The 18,334-nt window shown below is 65.2% G+C and carries 15 protein-coding genes; 6 read left to right on the top strand and 9 right to left on the bottom strand.

The features are described from left to right. Positions 1-43: 43 nt before the first annotated feature. Positions 44-745, top strand: coding sequence for a GntR family transcriptional regulator (locus ACODTA_RS15305; RefSeq protein ID WP_489066821.1), 702 nt, complete (start codon positions 44-46; stop codon positions 743-745). 4 nt (positions 746-749) lie between these two features. On the opposite strand, the gene ACODTA_RS15300 is transcribed toward ACODTA_RS15305, so the two are convergent. Continuing rightward, complete coding sequence (locus ACODTA_RS15300) at positions 750-2,114, bottom strand: amidase family protein (RefSeq protein WP_489066820.1); 1,365 nt, start codon at positions 2,112-2,114, stop codon at positions 750-752. Beyond that, positions 2,111-3,892: a M23 family metallopeptidase gene (locus ACODTA_RS15295; RefSeq protein ID WP_489066819.1), complete on the bottom strand. Its 1,782-nt coding sequence runs from the start codon at positions 3,890-3,892 to the stop codon at positions 2,111-2,113. Before ACODTA_RS15295 ends, ACODTA_RS15300 begins: the two co-directional genes overlap by 4 nt. Before the next feature lie 102 nt (positions 3,893-3,994). Here ACODTA_RS15295 and ACODTA_RS15290 point away from each other — a divergent pair, with 102 nt between their 5' ends. From ACODTA_RS15290 to ACODTA_RS15280, 3 genes are read left to right on the top strand one after another with little or no spacing between them, the layout of a single operon-like run. Further along, the gene (locus tag ACODTA_RS15290; RefSeq protein ID WP_489066818.1) at positions 3,995-5,215 is read left to right on the top strand and encodes an MFS transporter; all 1,221 of its coding nucleotides are present in this window, start codon (positions 3,995-3,997) and stop codon (positions 5,213-5,215) included. Beyond that, complete coding sequence (locus ACODTA_RS15285; protein WP_489066817.1) at positions 5,202-6,365, top strand: alpha-hydroxy acid oxidase; 1,164 nt, start codon at positions 5,202-5,204, stop codon at positions 6,363-6,365. Before ACODTA_RS15290 ends, ACODTA_RS15285 begins: the two co-directional genes overlap by 14 nt. Positions 6,366-6,384: 19 nt before the next feature. Continuing rightward, positions 6,385-7,380, top strand: coding sequence for a threonine/serine dehydratase family protein (locus tag ACODTA_RS15280; protein WP_489066816.1), 996 nt, complete (start codon positions 6,385-6,387; stop codon positions 7,378-7,380). 35 nt (positions 7,381-7,415) lie between these two features. Here the strand turns inward: ACODTA_RS15280 and ACODTA_RS15275 are convergent, their stop codons facing one another. From ACODTA_RS15275 to ACODTA_RS15265, 3 genes are all read right to left on the bottom strand, one after another. Beyond that, complete coding sequence (locus ACODTA_RS15275) at positions 7,416-8,372, bottom strand: C-terminal binding protein (RefSeq protein WP_489066815.1); 957 nt, start codon at positions 8,370-8,372, stop codon at positions 7,416-7,418. A 96-nt stretch (positions 8,373-8,468) separates the two neighbouring features. Beyond that, a complete protein-coding gene (locus ACODTA_RS15270; protein WP_489066813.1) occupies positions 8,469-9,305 on the bottom strand; it encodes a fumarylacetoacetate hydrolase family protein in 837 nt (278 codons plus the stop codon). Positions 9,306-9,335: 30 nt separating this feature from the next. Next, on the bottom strand, positions 9,336-10,136 hold the full coding sequence (locus ACODTA_RS15265; RefSeq protein WP_489066811.1) for an SDR family NAD(P)-dependent oxidoreductase: 801 nt from the start codon (positions 10,134-10,136) through the stop codon (positions 9,336-9,338). Positions 10,137-10,237: 101 nt separating this feature from the next. Between ACODTA_RS15265 and ACODTA_RS15260 the strand changes: the two genes are divergently transcribed. Continuing rightward, positions 10,238-11,383 (top strand): L-lactate dehydrogenase, encoded by a 1,146-nt coding sequence (locus ACODTA_RS15260; RefSeq protein WP_489066810.1) that lies wholly within the window; start codon positions 10,238-10,240, stop codon positions 11,381-11,383. Positions 11,384-11,515: 132 nt separating this feature from the next. After that, positions 11,516-12,214: a FadR/GntR family transcriptional regulator gene (locus ACODTA_RS15255; protein ID WP_489066809.1), complete on the top strand. Its 699-nt coding sequence runs from the start codon at positions 11,516-11,518 to the stop codon at positions 12,212-12,214. Positions 12,215-12,264: 50 nt separating this feature from the next. On the opposite strand, the gene ACODTA_RS15250 is transcribed toward ACODTA_RS15255, so the two are convergent. The 4 genes from ACODTA_RS15250 to ACODTA_RS15235 all read right to left on the bottom strand — a co-directional run bounded on the left by ACODTA_RS15250 (position 12,265) and on the right by ACODTA_RS15235 (position 18,143). After that, entirely contained in the window at positions 12,265-13,617 is a 1,353-nt protein-coding gene (locus ACODTA_RS15250) for an MFS transporter (RefSeq protein ID WP_489066808.1), read from the bottom strand. A gap of 52 nt (positions 13,618-13,669) precedes the next feature. Next, a complete protein-coding gene (locus ACODTA_RS15245; protein ID WP_489066807.1) occupies positions 13,670-16,342 on the bottom strand; it encodes a TonB-dependent receptor in 2,673 nt (890 codons plus the stop codon). 203 nt (positions 16,343-16,545) lie between these two features. Next, positions 16,546-17,301, bottom strand: coding sequence for an alpha/beta hydrolase family protein (locus ACODTA_RS15240; protein ID WP_489066806.1), 756 nt, complete (start codon positions 17,299-17,301; stop codon positions 16,546-16,548). Then, the gene (locus tag ACODTA_RS15235) at positions 17,298-18,143 is read right to left on the bottom strand and encodes a phytanoyl-CoA dioxygenase family protein (RefSeq protein ID WP_489066805.1); all 846 of its coding nucleotides are present in this window, start codon (positions 18,141-18,143) and stop codon (positions 17,298-17,300) included. The genes ACODTA_RS15240 and ACODTA_RS15235 overlap by 4 nt, the downstream gene beginning before the upstream one ends. Positions 18,144-18,334 lie beyond the last annotated feature (191 nt).

Below are 18,334 nucleotides of genomic sequence, written 5' to 3'. Positions count from 1 at the left end.
TGAAATCGCTCTAGGGTCTGCCGGAGGAGTATCGAAGGAACCGATGGTCGACGGATGGGGAGCCCCCAAGGTGGGGCGGGTGAAGGGCTACACGCTGCGCGAACTGGCCTATGGCGAGTTGCGGGCCGCGTTGCTGTCCGGGCGGTTCTCGCCGGGCGAGGCAATCACGGTCCGCGAACTGGCGGAAATGATGCAGCTCGGCTTCATGCCCGTGCGCGAGGGCGTGCAGCAGCTCGCATCGCAGGGCGCGCTGGAATTCCTGCCCAACCGTTCGGTTCGCGTCCCCGTCTATACGCTCACCGAAGTGCGCAAGATCTACGAGGCGCGGATCCTGATCGAATGCTATGCCGTCGAACAGGCGGCGAAGAACATCGCCGACGATCAGGTCGCGGCGCTCAATGCGGGGTTGCAGGAGATGTTCACGCGCCCGGCCGATACCGAAGCGCGCGACAAACTGAAGGCGAATTACGACTTCCACTTCCAGATCTACGACGCCTGCGACTCCTCCTACATCGTCGAGATGATCGAGCGGCTCTGGCTGCGCATCGGGCCGCTGCACATCAGCGTGTTCAACTCAGCGCCGGCCGACCGCGAGGATTTCCTCGCGGTGCAGCCCCAGCATGTCGATCTGGTCAACGCGCTGCGCGCGCACGAGCCCGAGCGCGCGAAGGAGATCATGCTCTCGCTGCTCCAGAAATCCCTGTCCTGGTACGAACGGCACGCGGCGGACCTGCTGGCCGCCTGATCGTTTATCCTCGGGCTTCGGCGTGGACGGGCGGTTTCCGATCGGCCCAGGGGTGCGCCGCTTCCAGGCGATAGGCGAGATCGAACAGCAGATCGTCGCGGCCGGGGGCGGCGGCGAACTGGATGCCGATCGGCAGTCCTTCGGGCGACCATCCGATCGGCACGCTCATCGCGGGCGCCCCCGCCGCATTGTGGATCGGCGTATAGCCGGCGAATTCGAAAAGCCGATCGTACAGCGTGTCGAACGGCACGGTGGGAGCGAGATGGCCGAGCTTCGGTGCCACCGTGCGCAGCACCGGCGTGACGATGATGTCGAACATGTCGAACCAGCCGTTGAAGGCAGCCGAGGCGGCGACCAGTCCTTCCGCCGCGCGCGCCCTTTTTTCCGGCCCCATGCGCTCGGCATGGTCCGCGAGCGCCAGGGTGAAGGGTTCGAGCAATTCGGGCCTGGGCGTCGCCTTTTTCTGCATCATCGCGCCTTCCGCCCAATAGGCGAGAAAATGGTGCATCACGCCGCGCTTCACCGGCCACCTTGTCTTGACCGGTTTTAGGCCGATCCTGCCGAGCAGCCGCAATGCATCGTCAAAGGCCGCGCGCACATCGTCCGAAGGCACGATGCCTTCCATGCTCTCCTCCACGAAACCGATGCGCAGCGGCCTGTTGCTGGCGCCGGATACGAAGCCGATCGGCGCGCTCGCCCCCGCGGCTTCGGTCAGCGCGAAGATCATGGCGCTCTCCCGCACGGTGCGGGTGAGCACATGCTGCACGCCCAGTTCGATCGCGCGCGGCGGCGCTGGGGCGGGGCGGACAAGCCGCCCGCGTGAGGGCTTGAGCCCGAACAGGCCGCAACAGGCCGCCGGGATGCGGATCGATCCGCCGCCATCGCCGGCATGCGCGATCGGCACCACGCCGGCGGCGACCGCCGCCGCCGCCCCGCCGGACGATCCGCCTGTCGAGCGAGTGACGTCCCAGGGATTGGCGGTGGAGCCGGGGCCGAGTGCCTCGGCGGTCGGCAGGAAACCGAATTCGGACGTGGTGCTTTTCCCGACGATGGCAAAGCCCGCGTTGCGGAGCGCCTCGACATAGGGCGACTGGCCGGTGGCGGCACCGCGCTCGCCATAGGCGCGCGAGCCGTAGCGCGTCGGCATTCCGGCGACGTCGAGCAGATCCTTGACGAGAATCGGCACCCCCGAGAACGGCCGGTCGGGCAGCGATTCCACCAGGCCGGGCGCAGCGAGGAAATTGAGCTGCGGCTGCATCCGGTCCCGCGCGGCGACCGCGTCATCGGTGGCGGATGCTGCGGATGCTCTCGTCGCCATCGGCAGGGCGGCGAGCGCGGCCAGCAACTCGCGTCGGCGCAGCGTCGTCATTTCACCTCCGCGGGCGTGGTGGTGCGCAGATAATAGCCGTATTTCGGGGTCTTCAGCTTGAGGCCAGGCGCGGGAAAGGCGAGTTCGATATTGTCGAAACGGGCCGGGATTCCGTCGGTCCGCATCAGATTGGCGCTGGTCTGCAACTGATAATGGAGATGCGGATAGCCTGTCGTCTGCGATCCGCCGAGCAGCGCGATGACCTCTCCCTGGCTGACCTTCTGCCCCGGCTTCACGCGCAACGCGCCCTGCCGAAGATGGCAGAAGAAGCTGACTTCGCCATTGCCATGATCGAGCATGATCCAGTTGCCCGGCAGGGCGTGGACGGGATCGGGCATTCCCTGCATCAGCAGATCGCCGGGCGTATCGTCGGGCACCCCGTCGCGCATCGCGACGATGGTGCCGCCGGCGGGTGCGATGACCTCCTTTTCGAAGGTATGGACATCTTCGTTGCGCGGCACCGCCACGGGCCGGTTGAGCAGTTCGAACCGCTCGCCGAGCGCGACGATGTCATAGGCGCCCCATTGGCTGAAATCGTCCTTGTGCGACGGATCGTCATAGTCATGCGCGGAGATCGCCATGAAATTCCCCTTCAAGGGAAAGATCAGCGGCGTTTTCTGGTCGTAGACGGTGACCGGAAAGCTGCGCGAGACCGTCGCGGTGCGGCCCTGGGCGTCGCGGGCGACCATTTCATAGCGGACGGCGTCGACCGCCATCGGCACGGGCGTGGTGAAGTGATGGCGGAACACCGATACCGGCGCCTGCCCCGAATAGCGGGAAAGCAAGGTGCGGCGGACCGATCCGAGTTCGGCGGCGCCGAAGTCGATCGTACGGAACGCCTTGCCCTTCGCTTCGAGGAAGACCCTGGCCGAAACCGGTTCCAGCCAGCGCCCGTCGCGTTCGTCGAGCATCAGATCGAGGGTGAAGGTCTCGGTCGTGGGATAGGAGATCGCCCAGGCCGGATTGATTTCCCAGGCGGCGTTGTCGGCGAGATAGTCATGTTCCTTGAACAGCCGTGACGGCGCGATGGAGAGGCTGATTTCGGGCGGTGTGGTTGACGGGGCGTGGGCGACGGGGGGCAGCCGCTTCGCCAGCGGCCGATAGGCGGAGACCGTGATCGATACGGTCTGCTTGCTGTTGTCGGGCGCGGCATCCTGGATGCGGAAGGGCAGGCGCGCGGCGCCGACCTTGCGGTAGTCGTCGAACCGCGACGTGCTGAGCGCGCCGCCTTCGTCCCAATGCGTCGGATAGTCGCGGCGGAAGGGCAGGAAGGTCTTGGCGTCGACGAACAGGCTGGATCCGTCACTGATCGCGATGCGATAGGCGCTGCGGCCGTCGATGTCGCTGGCGTCGAGCGGTGCGTTCGCGACCGGCTCGATCCGGCCGGTGAACGGCAGGAACAGCGATGCCGCACGGGTGCGCGCGAGCGCCGCCGGCGCGAGTTCGCGGGTGCGCGCCGGTGCGGCGGGCTGCATGCCGGCCCAGCCGTTGCGCTCGGTGCCGCCACCGGCATCGACCTCGCGATCGATCTGGTAGACGGCGGTCGAGATGGCGATGCTCAGCCGGTCGCCGCCGTCGCGCTGGATCGAAAAGCGCGCGGGCATCCTGAACGCCTCGCCGCTGCCCTCGAGCGTCCAGCCCTCCTGCGTTTCGCCAAGCGCCGCGCGCATGCGCTTCAACACGGCGTCGGATGTCATGCCGGCATGGGCGGTTCCGCTCAGCAGCGCCGATATCACGAGGCCGGCCAGCCCGCGTCCGATCCGAACCCTGGAATGCATGCGTCTTCTCTCCTCTTGCCTTTCGAGAGATTATATAAAATATAAAACTTGTCCAGCGGGAGGAATCATGCGCCAAGACCAGACAGCGTTTTCGAGCCATCAATGCCGATGATCTTCGCCCGGCTGGCATATCGCAAGCTGGGTGTGCTGACCGCGCTTGCCATCCTGCTCGACGGGCTGGACAGCCAGGCGCTGAGCTTCGCCTTGCCCGCGATCGCGGGCGAATGGGGCGTGGAGAAGGGCAGTTTCGGCATCGTCTTCATGGTCGGCCTGATCGGCATGTCGGTGGGGACGATCCTGCTGGGCCATGCCGGCGATCGCATCGGCCGGCCCGCCGCGATGGCGATCAGCGTCGTCCTGTTCGGCCTGTTCACCGGTCTTTGCGCGATCGCCGACGGGGTGAACGAGATGCTCGTTTTCCGTTTCATCGCCGGGTTGGGCATGGGCGGCGCCATTCCCAACGCGGCGGCGATCATGTCGGAGACGGTCGTGCCCCGCTGGCGTCCGCTTGCCGTCACCTCGACGATCCTGTGCATCCCGCTCGGCGGCATGGTGGGGGGCTTCCTGGCGTCGTGGATCCTGCCCGCGTTCGGATGGCGGCCGCTCTTCGTCGGCTGCGGGCTGGTCTCGATGCTGCTCGGCATCGCGCTGTTTCTGGAGCGCCGCGCCGCGCCGGTATCGGACGGCGCCGATGCGGCGGCCTCGCCGGGCTTAGGCAACGCCGCCGCGCTTCTGCTGGCCGGGAATGTGCGGCGCGATACGCTGGCGATATGGGCCGCCTATTTCTGGTCGATGATGGCGGTCTATCTTTCGCTCAACTGGCTGCCCAGCCTGCTCGCGGGCGAAGGGTTCGACCTGCGCGGGGCGAGCCTGGTCGCGGCGATCTTCAATTGCGGCGGCATCGTCGGCGCGTTGCTCGGCGCGGCGCTGATCCGCCCTTTCGGGTCGAAGATCGTGCTGGTGGCGATGGCGCTTGGCGGCGGAGCGACCAGTGCGCTGCTTGTCGCCTGGCCACCGCATCCCGGCGCATTCGCGCCGACCCTGGCGCTGCTCGCCTTGCTCGGCGTGTTCAGCGCGGGCATCCAGTCCATCCTTTTCGCGGTCGCGGCGCAGCTTTATGCGGTCGAGACCAGGGCGATGGCGATCGGTGTCGCCGTGGGCTTCGGGCGAACGGGCGCGATGATCAGCGCCATCGCCGGGGGCGCGCTGATCGGCGTCGAGGGCGGCGGCTTTTTCGTCGTCATCGCATTGCTGATGACGATGCTGGCGATTTCGCTGACGATCCTGCGCAAACATGTAAGCCGCCATCATGACGCGGCTTGATCGCCTCTGGTCGGTCGCGGACCTGCGGCAGGCCGCGAGTGCACGGCTGCCAAGGCCGATCTGGGATTATCTGGAGGGCGGCGCCGACAGCGAGATTTCGATCGCGCGCAATTCCGCCGCCTTCGACGCCTGTCCGCTCGTCCCCCGCACGCTGATGGGCGTGGCGCGGCCCGATATGTCGGCCAGCCTTTTGGGGCGGCGCGTATCGGCGCCGCTGATGCTGTCGCCGACGGGCATGACGCGGCTGTTCCATGCGGGCAAGGAGATCGCGGTCGCGCGCGCGGCGGCGCGGGCCGGGCTCTTCTACGGCCTCTCCACCTTCGCGACGACGTCGATCGAGGACGCGGCGGTGCCCGATGCGCCGAAACTGTTCCAGCTCTACATGTTCCGCGATCGCGGGCTGAGCGAGGAGCTGTTGGCGCGCTGCCGGGCGGCCGGCTATCACGCATTGTGCCTGACCGTCGACACCACGACATCGGGCAACCGGCTGCGCGACAGGCGCAACGGCTTCACGGTGCCGCCACGGCTGCGCGCGCGCTCGGTTCTCGATTTCGCGATGCGACCACATTGGGTTTCGGGTCTCGCCAGGGATCGCGATTTCCGGCTGGTCAATGTCGGATCGCGCGTGCCGGCGGGCAGCACCGAGGCGTTCCTGGCCTATGCCAATCGCGAGCTGGACCCCGCCATCGGCTGGAAAGACGTCGATTGGCTGCGGTCGCTCTGGGATGGCCCGATCCTGCTGAAAGGCGTGCTGGCGGTGGAGGACGCGATGGAGGCGTCCAGGCACGGTGTTCAGGGCCTGATCCTGTCCAACCATGGCGGACGGCAGCTCGATAATACGATCGCGCCGGTCGACAGCGTGCGTCCGATCCGTCAGGCGGTGGGCGGGGATCTGACGCTGGTGGTCGATGGCGGCATTCGCCGGGGCGGAGATATCGTCCGCGCACTGGCGCTGGGCGCCGATGCCTGCTCGATCGGCCGGCCCTATCTTTACGGCCTGGCGGCGGGAGGAGAGGCGGGCGTTTCGCGCTGCATCACGCTTCTGCTCGACGAACTCGCCCGCACGATGCAGTTGTGCGGCGCGGCCACGATCGATGATCTTCGAACACGCCCGCCCATTTGCTTCGCCGGGATCAGCCCCGGTGCATGATGATCAGGAGAGGATTTCGATGACCGAGACCGCCATTGCCGAGCCGGGGTTGACTGCATCGGAGATAGAAGAGACGCGGGCGCGGCTCGACGGGCATATCGCGGAAACCCCGGTGCATCGCTGGCGCGGCCCCGATCTCGAGGCGATCCTGGGTGACCGCACCCAGGTGATACTGAAGCTGGAACTGTTCCAGCTCGCCGGATCGTTCAAGCTGCGCGGCGCGCTCAACAACATCATGCAGCTTTCGCTCGAGGAGCTGGCGCGCGGCGTGACGGCGGTCAGTTCGGGCAATCACGCGGTCGCGACCTCCTATGCCGCCCGGCTGGCGGGCACGCCCGCCAAGGTGGTGATGATGCGCGGCGCCAATCCGTTCCGGATGGCGCAATGCCGCAAGCATGGCGCGGAACTGATCGTCGCGGACAATGTGATCCAGGCCTTCGAGATCGCGAACGAGATCCAGGACAAGGAAGGGCGCTATTTCGTCCATCCCTTCGAAGGGCGCCGGACGGCACTGGGATCCGCCACGCTCGGCCTGGAATTCTGCCGCCAGGCGCCCGGGCTCGACGCGGTGATCATCGCGATCGGTGGGGGCGGGCTGTGCGGCGGCATGTCCGCCGCGACCAAGATCTTCTCGCCCGGCACGCGCGTCTATGGGGTCGAACCGGAAGGATCGGACGCGATGCATCGCAGCTTCGCGGCGGGCGCCGTCGCGTCGACGGTGTCGCCGAGCACCATCGCGGACAGCCTCAACGCGCCTTATTCGGCCACCTTCACCCTCGGTCTCTGCCGCGACAATGTCGATGCACTGGTGAAGGTGAGCGATGGTGAGATGCGGGCGGCGATGCGGCTGTTGTTCGAGGAGATGAAGCTCGCGGTCGAGCCCGCCGCCGCCGCCGCGACGGCGGCATTGCTCGGGCCGCTGCGTGCCGAACTGGAGGGCAAGCGCGTCGGTATCCTCGTTTGCGGCACCAACACCGATATCGACACCTTGGCCACGCATTTGCGCGAAAGTTGAGGTGCGTGACGATGCGCCGCCGCGCCCATCGGCGATCAGCCGGTGATGGCGGGGCGACGCATCGGTGCGCCCGTCAGGTGCCGCCTGACCTCATCTGCGGCGAGCGCCTGCAGCCGCTCGATCGCACTGGTCGAATACCAGGCGGCGTGCGGTGTGAGGATGAGGTTGGGGCACGTGCGCAGCGGTGAATCGAGCGGCAGTGGTTCGGCCTCGAACACGTCGAGCGCGGCGCCGCGCAGCAGCCCTGATTCCAAGGCGCCGACAAGTGCATCGGGATCGACAAGGCCGCCGCGTGCGGTGTTGACCAGCGTGGCGCGGCCCGGCTTGGCCGCCAGCCTTTCAGCATTCACGACATGCCGCGTTTCGGGCGTGAGCGGACAATGCAGCGTGATCGCGTCGGCACGGGCGAAGAGCGTATCGAGGTTGACGGCCTCCGCGCCCAGGTCCGCAAGCGTTGAAGGATCGGCATAGGGGTCGGCGACGATGCTCCGGAAGCCGAAGGGCTTCAGCCGCGCCAGCACGCCCTGGCCGATCCGGCCGAAGCCGATGAAGCCGATCGTCGTATCGGTGAAGCTTTGCAGTGCGCCGGCGACGCCGACCGCATCCCATTTGCCGTCGCGCACGGATCGATCGAGCGGCAACAGGCATCTGAGCGTGGCCAGGATGAGTGACGCGGTATGATCCGCGACCTCTCCGGTCGCATAATCGGGCACGTAGGCGACCTTCACCCCACGCGCCTGCGCCGCCGCCAGATCGATATTGTCGAGCCCGATGCCGTAGCGGACGATGAGCGAACCCGGCGCCAGTTTCGCGATCGCCTCCGCCGTCACCTGCGCGAACTGGACGATCAATATGTCGGTGCCGTCCGCGGCGGCGGTGACGTCGTCGGCGCTGCGGCATTTCGCTTCCACGAACTCGGCGCCGAATTCCTGGGCGATCGCGCGTTCATGCGCCAGCGCCGGAAAGGTCGCATCGGTTACGGTGATCTTCATCGTCGTTCCTTGTGAGCGTCGGGCGGCGCCTGCCCGGGCAGCGCGCCTTTGGATTTGAACATGGGCCGACGGGCACTCGTGTCCCGAGCCGTGATTTCAGTCGATCAGGCGCACCGTCTGTCGCTGCACGCCGAGCCCCTGGATCCCCAGCGAAACACGATCGCCCGGCTTCAAATAGACCGGCGGGCGCTGACCCATGCCCACGCCCGGCGGCGTGCCCGTCGCGATGATGTCGCCCGGCTCCAGCGTCATGAAACGGCTGATATAGGAAACCAGGAAGGCGACGCCGAACACCATCGTCCGGGTTGAGCCGTCCTGCATCCGCTTGCCGTTGACCTCCAGATACATGGCAAGATCCTGCGGATCGCCGACTTCGTCACGGGTGACGAGCCACGGTCCGACCGGACAGAAACTGTCCAGGCTTTTGCCCTTCAGCCATTGACCCGTGCCTTCGAGCTGGAATGCACGCTCGGATACGTCGTGAACGACCACATAGCCCGCGACATGGTCGAGCGCGTCCGCCTCGCTCACGCGTGTCGTCCGCTTGCCGATGACGACGCCGAGTTCGACTTCCCAATCGACCTTGTCGGCATCGGGCGGGATGCGGATATCGTCATTGGGGCCGCAGACTGACGTGTTCGCCTTCATGAAGAGAACCGGCTCGGACGGAACCGGCATGTTGGTTTCGGCCGCATGATCCGAATAGTTGAGCCCCGCGCAGACGACCTTGCCGACCCGCGCGACCGGGCAGCCGAACCGCTCTCCGTCCGGCACCTTGGGCAGATCTGCAATGTTCGCCCGGCCGAGCCGATCGAGCACGCGTTCGAAATCGGTTTCATCTCCGACGATCGACGAAGCGTCGTGGAGGATGTCCGCATCGTCCACCAATCCAAAGCGCTCCGACCCGGCGAGACCGAACCTGACAATACGCATGGCTACCCCTTTGATGATGTCGCCGATGGCTCAATATGTCGCGCGGCCGCCCGAAAGATCGAACACCGCCGCCGTGGTGAAGGAATTCTCCTCGGTCGCCAGCCAGCAGATCATCGACGTCGCCTCCGCGATCTCGAGCATGCGCCCGCGCGGAATCTTCGAGAGGATATATTCGATATGCTGCGGCGATTGCGTCATCGAAAGCGCGGTCTTGGCAAAGGCCGGAGTGACCGCGTTCACCGAGATGTCGTGCCCGGCCAGTTCCTTGCCGAGCGACTTGGTGAGCGCCAGCAGGCCTGCCTTCGCAGAGCTATAGGCCACCGCGTTCGGATTGCCTTCCTTGCCGGCGATCGAGCTGACATTGACGATCCGTCCATAACCCTTTTCGATCATGTGCGGCACGACCGCGCGGCAGCAATAAAATGCCCCGGTCAGCCCGACATTGACGACGTCGCGAAACGCCTCGGGCGGGTATTCCCAGGTCGGGACGTTGGGCCCGACCAGTGCCGCGTTGTTGATAAGGATGTCGAGCCGGCCGAAGCGATCGATCACGTCGCGCGTGGCGGCTTCGACGGCGGCGAGATCGCTCACGTCGATACGCTGGCGCATTGCGACGGCATCGCCGCCGATGCGTTCACCGGCGCTGCCGAGCACCTCTTCATCCCAATCCCAAAGCGCGACCAGGCCACCCCCCGCGACGATACGCTCCGCGACGCCGAAACCGATGCCCTGCGCGCCGCCGGTGACGACCGCGACCCGCCCTTTGAAATCATAATGATTGGACGCGGCGCGCGCGCCGACGTCGGGATAGATGGAAGGTGGGGTCAGCATCCGCTTCTCATTCTACTAATTCATCGTTGTTTCGGACAATAAGTATGATTACATAGCGCATGTCAAGCGCGTAATTGAAGATTTAAGGGCGGATCAAGGGCATGAAAATAGCGGCATCAGCGTCTGATTATCGCGATCTGGCGCAACGCAGGTTGCCGCGTTTCCTGTTCGAATATGTCGATGGCGGGTCGTATGACGAGGTCACGATGCGGCGGAATCGTGCGGATCTTCGCCGGATCGCGCTGCGGCAACGCGTATTGCGTGACGTGTCCGACGTGGATCTTGGCGTGGAGATCTTCGGCCGGCGACAGGCGATGCCGATCGCGCTCGGCCCTATCGGGCTGGCTGGGCTGCTTGCTCGGCGCGGCGAGCGTCAGGCCCTGGCGGCTGCCGAGAGTGCCGAAATCCCCTTTTGCCTGTCCACCGTCTCCGCCTGTTCGCTGGGCGAAGTCGCGAACGCGGCAAGCACGCCGTTCTGGTTCCAGCTCTACATGATGCGCGATCGCGGTTTCGTGGACGCCTTGCTGGCGGAAGCACGGGAGCGTGGTTGCTCGGCGCTGGTTTTCACGGTCGACATGCCGCTGCCGGGATCGCGTTATCGCGACTATCGCTCGGGGCTGGCGGGCACGCCGGGCCTGCGCGGCGCGGCGCGGCGCTTCGGCCAGGCGATGCTGCGGCCCGATTGGGCGATCGATGTCGGGCTGATGGGGCGGCCGCACAGCCTGGGCAATGTCGCGCCATTGCTGGGCAGGAAAAGCGGCCTCGACGATTTCATGGCCTGGATGCGAAGCAATTTCGATCCCGGCATCACCTGGCGCGATCTCGAATATATTCGCGGCGCCTGGACCGGTCCGCTTGTGGTCAAGGGCATCCTCGACGCGGAGGACGCGCTGGCCGCTGCCGCGATCGGCGCCGATGGCATCGTGGTCTCAAATCATGGTGGCCGTCAGCTCGACGGCGTCCCGTCGACCGCCGAAGCGCTTCCCGCGATCGCCCGTGCGGTGGAGGGAAGGCTACGAATCTTCGCCGATGGCGGTGTTCGCTCCGGGCTGGATGTCGCGCGGATGCTGTGCCTGGGCGCCGACTGCGTCCTGCTCGGCCGCGCCTGGGCCTATGCGCTCGGCGCCGGCGGCGGGGCTGCGGTGCGACACATGCTGTCGCTGTTCGAAGCCGAGTTGCGGGTCGCGCTCAGCCTGACAGGCGTAACCCGGATCACCGGACTGGGCCATGATGCCCTGGTCGGGTGACGGTTCGCTTCCGGGCCGACATGGACGTTTCCCGGCGCGCATATTAGTGTGCCGCGAAACCGTCGATTCATATGTCAACATGCGAGCGAAGAGCCAATGAAAGCCGTCGAGGGCAAAGGACTGCACGGTCGGGTGATCCAGGACCTCGGCGCCGCCATCGTATCCGGCGAGTTCGCGCCCGGATCGACGCTGCCCGGGCAGGAGGAATGCTGCGCCCGGCTCGGGGTCAGCCGCACGGTGCTGCGGGAAGCGCTGCGGGTGCTGGCGGCGAAGGGACTGGTCGATGCCAGGCCCAAGGCGGGCACGTTCGTGCTGCCGCGCGAGAACTGGAACTTTCTTGACCCTGACATCCTCGAATGGCGGCTGCGTTCCGACGATCGCGAGGCTGTGCTCGATCAGTTGTACGAACTCAGGCACATGGTCGAGCCGACCGCCGCCTTTCTCGCGGCGTCGCGCGCGAAGCTGCATGATTTCCGCAAGATGGGCGAGGCGTTCGACGCCATGGCCGCCGCCGGGCGCAGCCATGACAGCATCGAATCCGATCTGGCCTTTCACCGCGCGATCATCGAAGCGTGCGGCAACGACATGTTCGCATCGCTCGGCAGGGTGGTGGAATCCGCGCTGATCATCAGCTTTCGGATCGGAGCCGACAATCCCGACGGCGTCGAGCATTCGCTGGCGATGCACAAGGCCATCCTGGACGCGATCGTCGACCGCAACGCGACGGAAGCCCGCAACGCGATGCGTAAGCTGATCGACTATTCGAAAGGCACGGTCGCGCGCGTTACCGGGGAGAAGCCCACCGGGCCGCGCCGCCAATCGAAGTCCTGATCGGCACTCAACACGCCGTTCGGGCTGAGCTTGTCGAAGCCCTGTTCTTCCTAAACCGCAGCATGGTCAGCGCTTGGCGACATCGCATGTCGTGCGCGCAGCTTCCTGGCGACCACCATCAGCGCGGTGAGCGCGATCGGTGTCCACACGACCATCACGAACACCAATGACAGGCCGATCTTCGCCTTGTCCTGAAGCACGACCTCGGTGAACCAGCTCACCATGGTCGGCCCGATGAACAGCCCCATCACCGACAGGAAGGTGACATAGACCGCGCCGACACTGGCGCGGAACGATGCCGGTGTCCCCAGTTGCAGCGCGGCCGGCGCATAGCCCGCATAGGTATAGGTCGCGCCCCAGAAGACGATCGAGGCGAGCAGGAATGCCGTTGGACTGTGCGAGAGGATGCCGGCGATCATCGCCGGGATCGAAAGGCAGAGGGCGATCGCCGGGACCTTCGCATGCGCATCCACCATGCCGCGATTGTACAGCCGCTCCACCAGCCAGCCCATGCCGAGCAGGCCGATCACGCCGGCGATCCCCTGCGTGGTGCCATAGGCAAGGCCCACCGTCTCGATCGGCCAGCCATAGGTGCGCCCCATATAGGCAGGCGTCCAGACGTGGAACGCGGTCACGATCACGTTCACCGATCCGAACGCGAAGGGGTAGCCGAGATAGAAGAGGGGATCGGTCCGGATCAGCACCCAAAGGCCCGACGAACCCTGAGGCTCGCCGTCCGGGCGGGCCTCCGTCACGTTTGTGCGCACATTCTCGCGCAGCAGCAATGCCAGGGGCGCGGCCAATATGGTCAGTCCGCCGACCAGCAGGAACGTGAGCTGCCAGGGACGAAACTGGCCGAGCAGGGGGATGGTGACGCTGCCCGATGCCGCGAGCGCGTGGACGACCCATCCTCCTCCGACGATCGCCAGCCCGCCGCCCGCGAAGGCGCCGACCGTGTAGAAGGAATAGGCGGTCGCCAGCCTTTTGCGCGGCACCTGTTCAGCGATCAGCGAATAGGCGGCGGGCGACAGTCCCGCCTCGCCCGCGCCGAGGCCGAGGCGGCTGGCGAAGAACAGTGCGAAGCTGCTTGCCATGCCTGAAATGGCGGTCGACAATCCCCAGAAGGACACGACCGCCATGCAGAGCCAGCGCTTGGAATAGCGGTCCATCAACCGGCCCAGGGGAATGCCAGCCGCCGCGTAGAAGATGCCGAAGGCCGGCCCCAGCAGCAGGCCCATCTGCATGTCGGTGAATTTCAGGTCGTGCTGGATCGGCTCGACCATCAACGAGATGAGCGCGCGATCGACGAACGACAGGAAATAGAAGAGCATCAGGATGGCGACGAGGGCCCAGCCCGAAAACAGGCCCCGCGTCTGCGGTACGGGCGGGCTCACATCATCCATTCGTCGCCCGCCTTCCCGTCGCCGTCATTCATTGCCCGTTCGCGAAGACCTATCAGAGCTTCAACGAAACCGTCATGTAAAAGGCCCGGGGCTGATTGGGCAGGACCGAGAAGAGCTGGTTCGGATCGGCCGCCACCTGCTGCGGCGTCAGCGTCTGCCGGTCAAGCGCGGTCAGCAGGCTGCCGCTCTTCGCCCAGCCCATGATGCCGACTGTGTTGAACACGTTGGTGACATTGGCTTGCAGGCTGAAATTGTCGGTGACGTCCCAGGCGAGCCCGGCATCGACGGTGCTGAAGCCGGGCAGGTACCAGGCGTCGCGACGATTGGCGGCGCGCTTGCCCAGATAGGAATAGGTCGCGAACAGCGAGAGCGTCTCGACGGGGCGATATGTTGCCGTCGCGCGTGCGATGATTTTCGGATTGTTGTCCGCCGTGCCCTTGGGCACCGTGCTGACGATATCGTCCGTCCCGTCGCCCTTAGGGCCCTGCGTATAGGTGCTGAAGCCGCTCGATTTGGGATTTTGGAGTGTCAGGTCCGCATGGAGATTCAACTGGCGCGTGACGTCGAAGGCGCCCGAAATCTCTATGCCATAGGTTTCGACCTGCCCGAACACCGGCGGCGGTGAATAGTTCACGCCCGCATTGGGCGTTCCCGCCTTGTAGGTGAAGGTCTGGTTGTCGGCGATGTCCGAATTCTTGCTCCAGAAGGGGAAGGCCTGGATGAAGATGCCGTCATTGCGATATTTCAGCCCCATCTCGATTTGCTGGATCTTCTCAGCCGACGGGAAGATCGTCTGGATCGCGGCAGCGGTGGTGATGCCGGACAGGATGCCGAAATCGGGGGCCTTCTGGCCGCTTGTGTAGCGGATATAGGCCTGGAAGCTGTCGCTGAACTGATAAGCGACCGAGCCGGAATAGGCGAAATAATCATATTTGCGCGTGAACGGCATCCGCGCGCCACGGCCGGTGGTGGCGTTGTCGTACAGGGTCAGCGGATTGCCGTCGCGACCGCCCGTGGTCAGCTTGTTGCCGGTAAAGGCCACCGGCAGATAGAAATAGGAATCATAGTTCAGGTTCTCGTAGCGGACACCGGCGTCGATGGTGAGCCGGTCGGTCACTTCCCAGGTGTCACCGCCATAGATCGAGATGTCGGTCACGTCGGTGCCGTTTTCGCGGATGGCGAGGCCCTGGCCGATGCCGGCCCAGCCCGAGCTGTCGGTCACCTGGTAGATGGTGCCGTCGGGCCGCGTCAGCGTCGTGCTGAGCATCACCGGGCGCGGCGTGAGCGTCATCACGCCGCCGCCGGCGCCCGAGAAGCGCACATCCAGTTTCGACTTGTTGAAATAGGCGCCGATCGCCAGGTGATGCCGCCCGAAATCGCCAGTCAGGGTCAGCTGATCCTGGAAGCTCTCGGACCGCATATCGGGTTGATAGGCCAGGCCGGCCATGACGCCCCCGGTCAGGATATTCTGGCTCGGCAGGTTGTTGGTGACGATGGTCCGCGTTCCGCCGACCTGAGAGACCACCGCGGCCACCGATCCGTCCGGCATGCGATATGTGTAGGTGCCGTCGATGCCAGCGGTGCTCTGGATCGTGCGGATGCCGCTATCGGCGTCGGTCAACGGCGTGGCGAAATTGACGGCCACGGTGTTCCAATGCGCCTTGTTGCGCGAGAAACGGAACTTGTTCTGGATCGTGATATTATCGCTCAGCTCGTGGCGCCAATCGACGTCGAAGGCGAGAGCCTTCTCGTTCACAAGGTTCGATCCATCCCAGGTCCGCTGTTTGCCCGTCCCGAACTCGGTATAGGCGTGCGGAGAGGGCGGCGGCAGGACCGACGACAAATTGGTATAGGGCGCCAGGATCTTGGGATCCTTGAAATCGCGCGCCGGCAGCGTTTCGAACCAGCCATTATGGTCGTTGAGATATTTGGCGCGTACCGTGAGCGAGCCGCCGTCATAATCCCACAACAGGCTGCCGCGCAGTTGGCCGCCCTTGTTGAGCTTGTAGCCCGGATATCGGGCACCGTCGCTTTCGCGGTAGAAGCCGGCGAGCGTGTAATAAAGGTCGCTTTCGCCGATCCGGCCGCCGGTATAGGCGTCGATGCGGTAAAGCGGCGACTTGCCGTCGCCTTCGAGGCCGAGCTTGAGCTGGAACTGGGTGCCGGGCGCCGACTTTCCGGTCTTGGAGATATAGTTGAAGATGCCGCCCGGTGCATTGGCGCCGGTGACGACAGCGGTGCCGCCGCGCAGCGCCTCGACCCGGCTCGTCATGATATCGAGGCGGCTGAAATAGTCGGGGCCGAAATTGGTCGTCGTCATCGGCTCGACGGGAAGGCCGTCTTCCTGCAGCGAAACGTAGAAATAGCCGCCTGCTGCTTCCAGCGATCGGGCGGAGACGCCGCGCGAGAAGACGATGTTGCGGATTTCGCCGAGCGACGAATTGACGAAGACACCGGGCACGCTTTTCAGCGCATCGGCCGAACTGATCGGGGCCTGGCGCTTGAGCACATCTTCGGTGACGGCGGTGATCGAAATCGGCGCGCGTTCGATCGAGGTCGCGTTGAAGACGCCCGTGACGATGATGTCCTGATTTTCCTGGGCATCTGCCGATGCTTCGCTGGAAGCACCTTGCTGCGCGGGCGTCTGCGCCTGGGCGCTCGCCGCACTGGCCAGCGTGGTCATGGCGATAGCGGACACGGAAACGAACAATGCTTTGCGCGACATCTTTCCTCCTCCCCCGATTCGGCCGACTGTTTCGGCCGACTTGTCGTTGTCTAAGACTGCGTAGCTCGCACTGTGAGGGGTGATTATGCCATATTGTTTCGCCTCACATAAAACATTTAATATGCCCAATGGATTTTTCCGTCAAGCCGCCGATTGTGACGCACACCGAAGCGCGAGCACGGTCGGCATTCCCCGAAAGATCGTCAGCGGACGCTGCCGCGTTCGAACCATTGTTGGATATGGCTCCACATATCGGGTGTGAACCGATGTCCGGTTCCCGGTTCTCGCATTATCGCCAGCCGTTCCGGGCAATCGGCGTAGAGTTCGCCCAGCGACCGAACGAACGCGTCGGCGCCTTCGGGCGGAACCTGCCGGTCGTCCGCCCCGCAGGCGAACAGGAACGCGGGGCGGTGCGCATAACGCCGTGCGTTGCTCAGCGGATCGAGCCGGCGATAGCATTCCCATCCCGCCTCGCTCGCCGTCCCCTGTGGTTCGTCGGAACCTGGCCGCAGCCAGTCTGCCGTCGCCAGCGCCACGCCGACGCGGTCGATCCGAGAATCGATCCCCGCAGCAGCGGCCGCCATGTCGCCACCCATCGAGATGCCGCCGATGCTGATCCGCGGCTGGATGTCGAGATGTGCCAGCGCCCAGTCGATGATCCGGGGCGTTTCGTTGGCGCCTCGCGCCAGGATCGGCCAGAAATGGCGGCGTAGATCGGCACGTACGCGAAGCTTGAGGTCTTCGCGCGTCTCCGTGCCGCGCTTGCCATGCTCAGGCAGATCCCAGCTCAGCGCGGCGAAACCGCGCAAGGCGAGGTCGATCAGTTGCGGCGCGACATCTTCCTTCGACCAACTGAAGGCGTGGAGCCAGAGCACCAGCGGCCACGGCCCCTCGCCCGCAGGTTGGGACCAGAGGAGCGGAATATCCTCGAGATCGGCCGTGTGGAGACTGGCACTCATCGCAGCGCGGCCCGGTCCTCCGCGATCCATTTGCCCCACATTTCCTCGTCGAGCCGCAGGAACAGCGCGTTCGCGCGGGGCTCTATCGCGTCGTCCACGCCGAACAGCCGCATCAGCCGCCGATCGTTGCGCGCGCGCGCCATCTCGACGATCCGCTGCACGCTCGGCCCCTTGTGATTGTCGCGCGTCGGCAGCCCCACCCGATTATAATAGGTGCTGAAGAAATAGCGCGGTTTGCCCGATGTGTTCGGGGTGCCGCTGTGCAGCAGCGAGCAATGGGTGAACACCACGTCGCCCGCTTTCACACGCAGCACCGTTTCCTCCGGATGTGGCAGGGTGCGATGCGCTTCGGACTCGATCGTCACCGCGCGCCGATGCGACCCTTCCACCACCCGCAGAGGGCCATATTCGTCGGTCAGGTCCTGCAGGTAGCAGATCGCGTTGCAGGCGGTCGGCCGGATATATTGCGGACCTTCGGGCATCCAGCCCCAACGGTCCCGGTGCCAGAAGCTGACCGTGCCTTCGGCCTGTTCCTTGGGTTCGGACGGAAACGCCATGAAGGTCAGGTTGTCGAGCTGGATGAAGGGGCCCATCACCCGCTCGGCGAAATCGAGGATCGCCTGGTTGTTGACCGCCGGCAGCATCAGCCAGGGTTCCTGCTCCAGCGCGCTGGTGACGCGAAGGCGCGGTTCCGGCGCATCCAGCGGTGTGTTGCGGCGGACCATATCGTCGTAGCAATCTTTCCAGGCCTGCATCTGCCCGGCATCGTAAGCGCCTTCGAAAATCGTGTAGCCAAGCTCCCGAAATTCGCTCAGACGCTGCTCCAGACTCTTCACCGACATACGCAGTCTCTCCTGCCGAGCGGATGGGTCGCCTAACCTTGTCCGCTTTAACAACGTTTTTTCTGTCATATAGTATGATTATATTTGGAGGGAGGTCAACAGCCTGTCGGCGCGCGTGCTTTCTCGAAAAGTGCCGTCGTTCGATGCTAGCCGCTCTTCGTCGAGGCTTTTCGTCGATGGGCAGGGGCGGC

Source organism: Sphingomonas sp. FG14 (assembly GCF_057809675.1).
This window is presented reverse-complemented; position numbering and strand designations above follow the sequence as displayed.

Excerpts from the sequence above, each read along its gene's own strand:
- ACODTA_RS15305 (WP_489066821.1), top strand. The coding sequence starts at position 44 with ATGGTCGACGGATGGGGAGCCCCCAAGGTGGGGCGGGTGAAGGGCTAC.
- ACODTA_RS15300 (WP_489066820.1), bottom strand. The coding sequence starts at position 2,114 with ATGACGACGCTGCGCCGACGCGAGTTGCTGGCCGCGCTCGCCGCCCTG.
- ACODTA_RS15295 (WP_489066819.1), bottom strand. The coding sequence starts at position 3,892 with ATGCATTCCAGGGTTCGGATCGGACGCGGGCTGGCCGGCCTCGTGATA.
- ACODTA_RS15290 (WP_489066818.1), top strand. The coding sequence starts at position 3,995 with ATGCCGATGATCTTCGCCCGGCTGGCATATCGCAAGCTGGGTGTGCTG.
- ACODTA_RS15285 (WP_489066817.1), top strand. The coding sequence starts at position 5,202 with ATGACGCGGCTTGATCGCCTCTGGTCGGTCGCGGACCTGCGGCAGGCC.
- ACODTA_RS15280 (WP_489066816.1), top strand. The coding sequence starts at position 6,385 with ATGACCGAGACCGCCATTGCCGAGCCGGGGTTGACTGCATCGGAGATA.
- ACODTA_RS15275 (WP_489066815.1), bottom strand. The coding sequence starts at position 8,372 with ATGAAGATCACCGTAACCGATGCGACCTTTCCGGCGCTGGCGCATGAA.
- ACODTA_RS15270 (WP_489066813.1), bottom strand. The coding sequence starts at position 9,305 with ATGCGTATTGTCAGGTTCGGTCTCGCCGGGTCGGAGCGCTTTGGATTG.
- ACODTA_RS15265 (WP_489066811.1), bottom strand. The coding sequence starts at position 10,136 with ATGCTGACCCCACCTTCCATCTATCCCGACGTCGGCGCGCGCGCCGCG.
- ACODTA_RS15260 (WP_489066810.1), top strand. The coding sequence starts at position 10,238 with ATGAAAATAGCGGCATCAGCGTCTGATTATCGCGATCTGGCGCAACGC.
- ACODTA_RS15250 (WP_489066808.1), bottom strand. The coding sequence starts at position 13,617 with ATGGATGATGTGAGCCCGCCCGTACCGCAGACGCGGGGCCTGTTTTCG.
- ACODTA_RS15245 (WP_489066807.1), bottom strand. The coding sequence starts at position 16,342 with ATGTCGCGCAAAGCATTGTTCGTTTCCGTGTCCGCTATCGCCATGACC.
- ACODTA_RS15240 (WP_489066806.1), bottom strand. The coding sequence starts at position 17,301 with ATGAGTGCCAGTCTCCACACGGCCGATCTCGAGGATATTCCGCTCCTC.
- ACODTA_RS15235 (WP_489066805.1), bottom strand. The coding sequence starts at position 18,143 with ATGTCGGTGAAGAGTCTGGAGCAGCGTCTGAGCGAATTTCGGGAGCTT.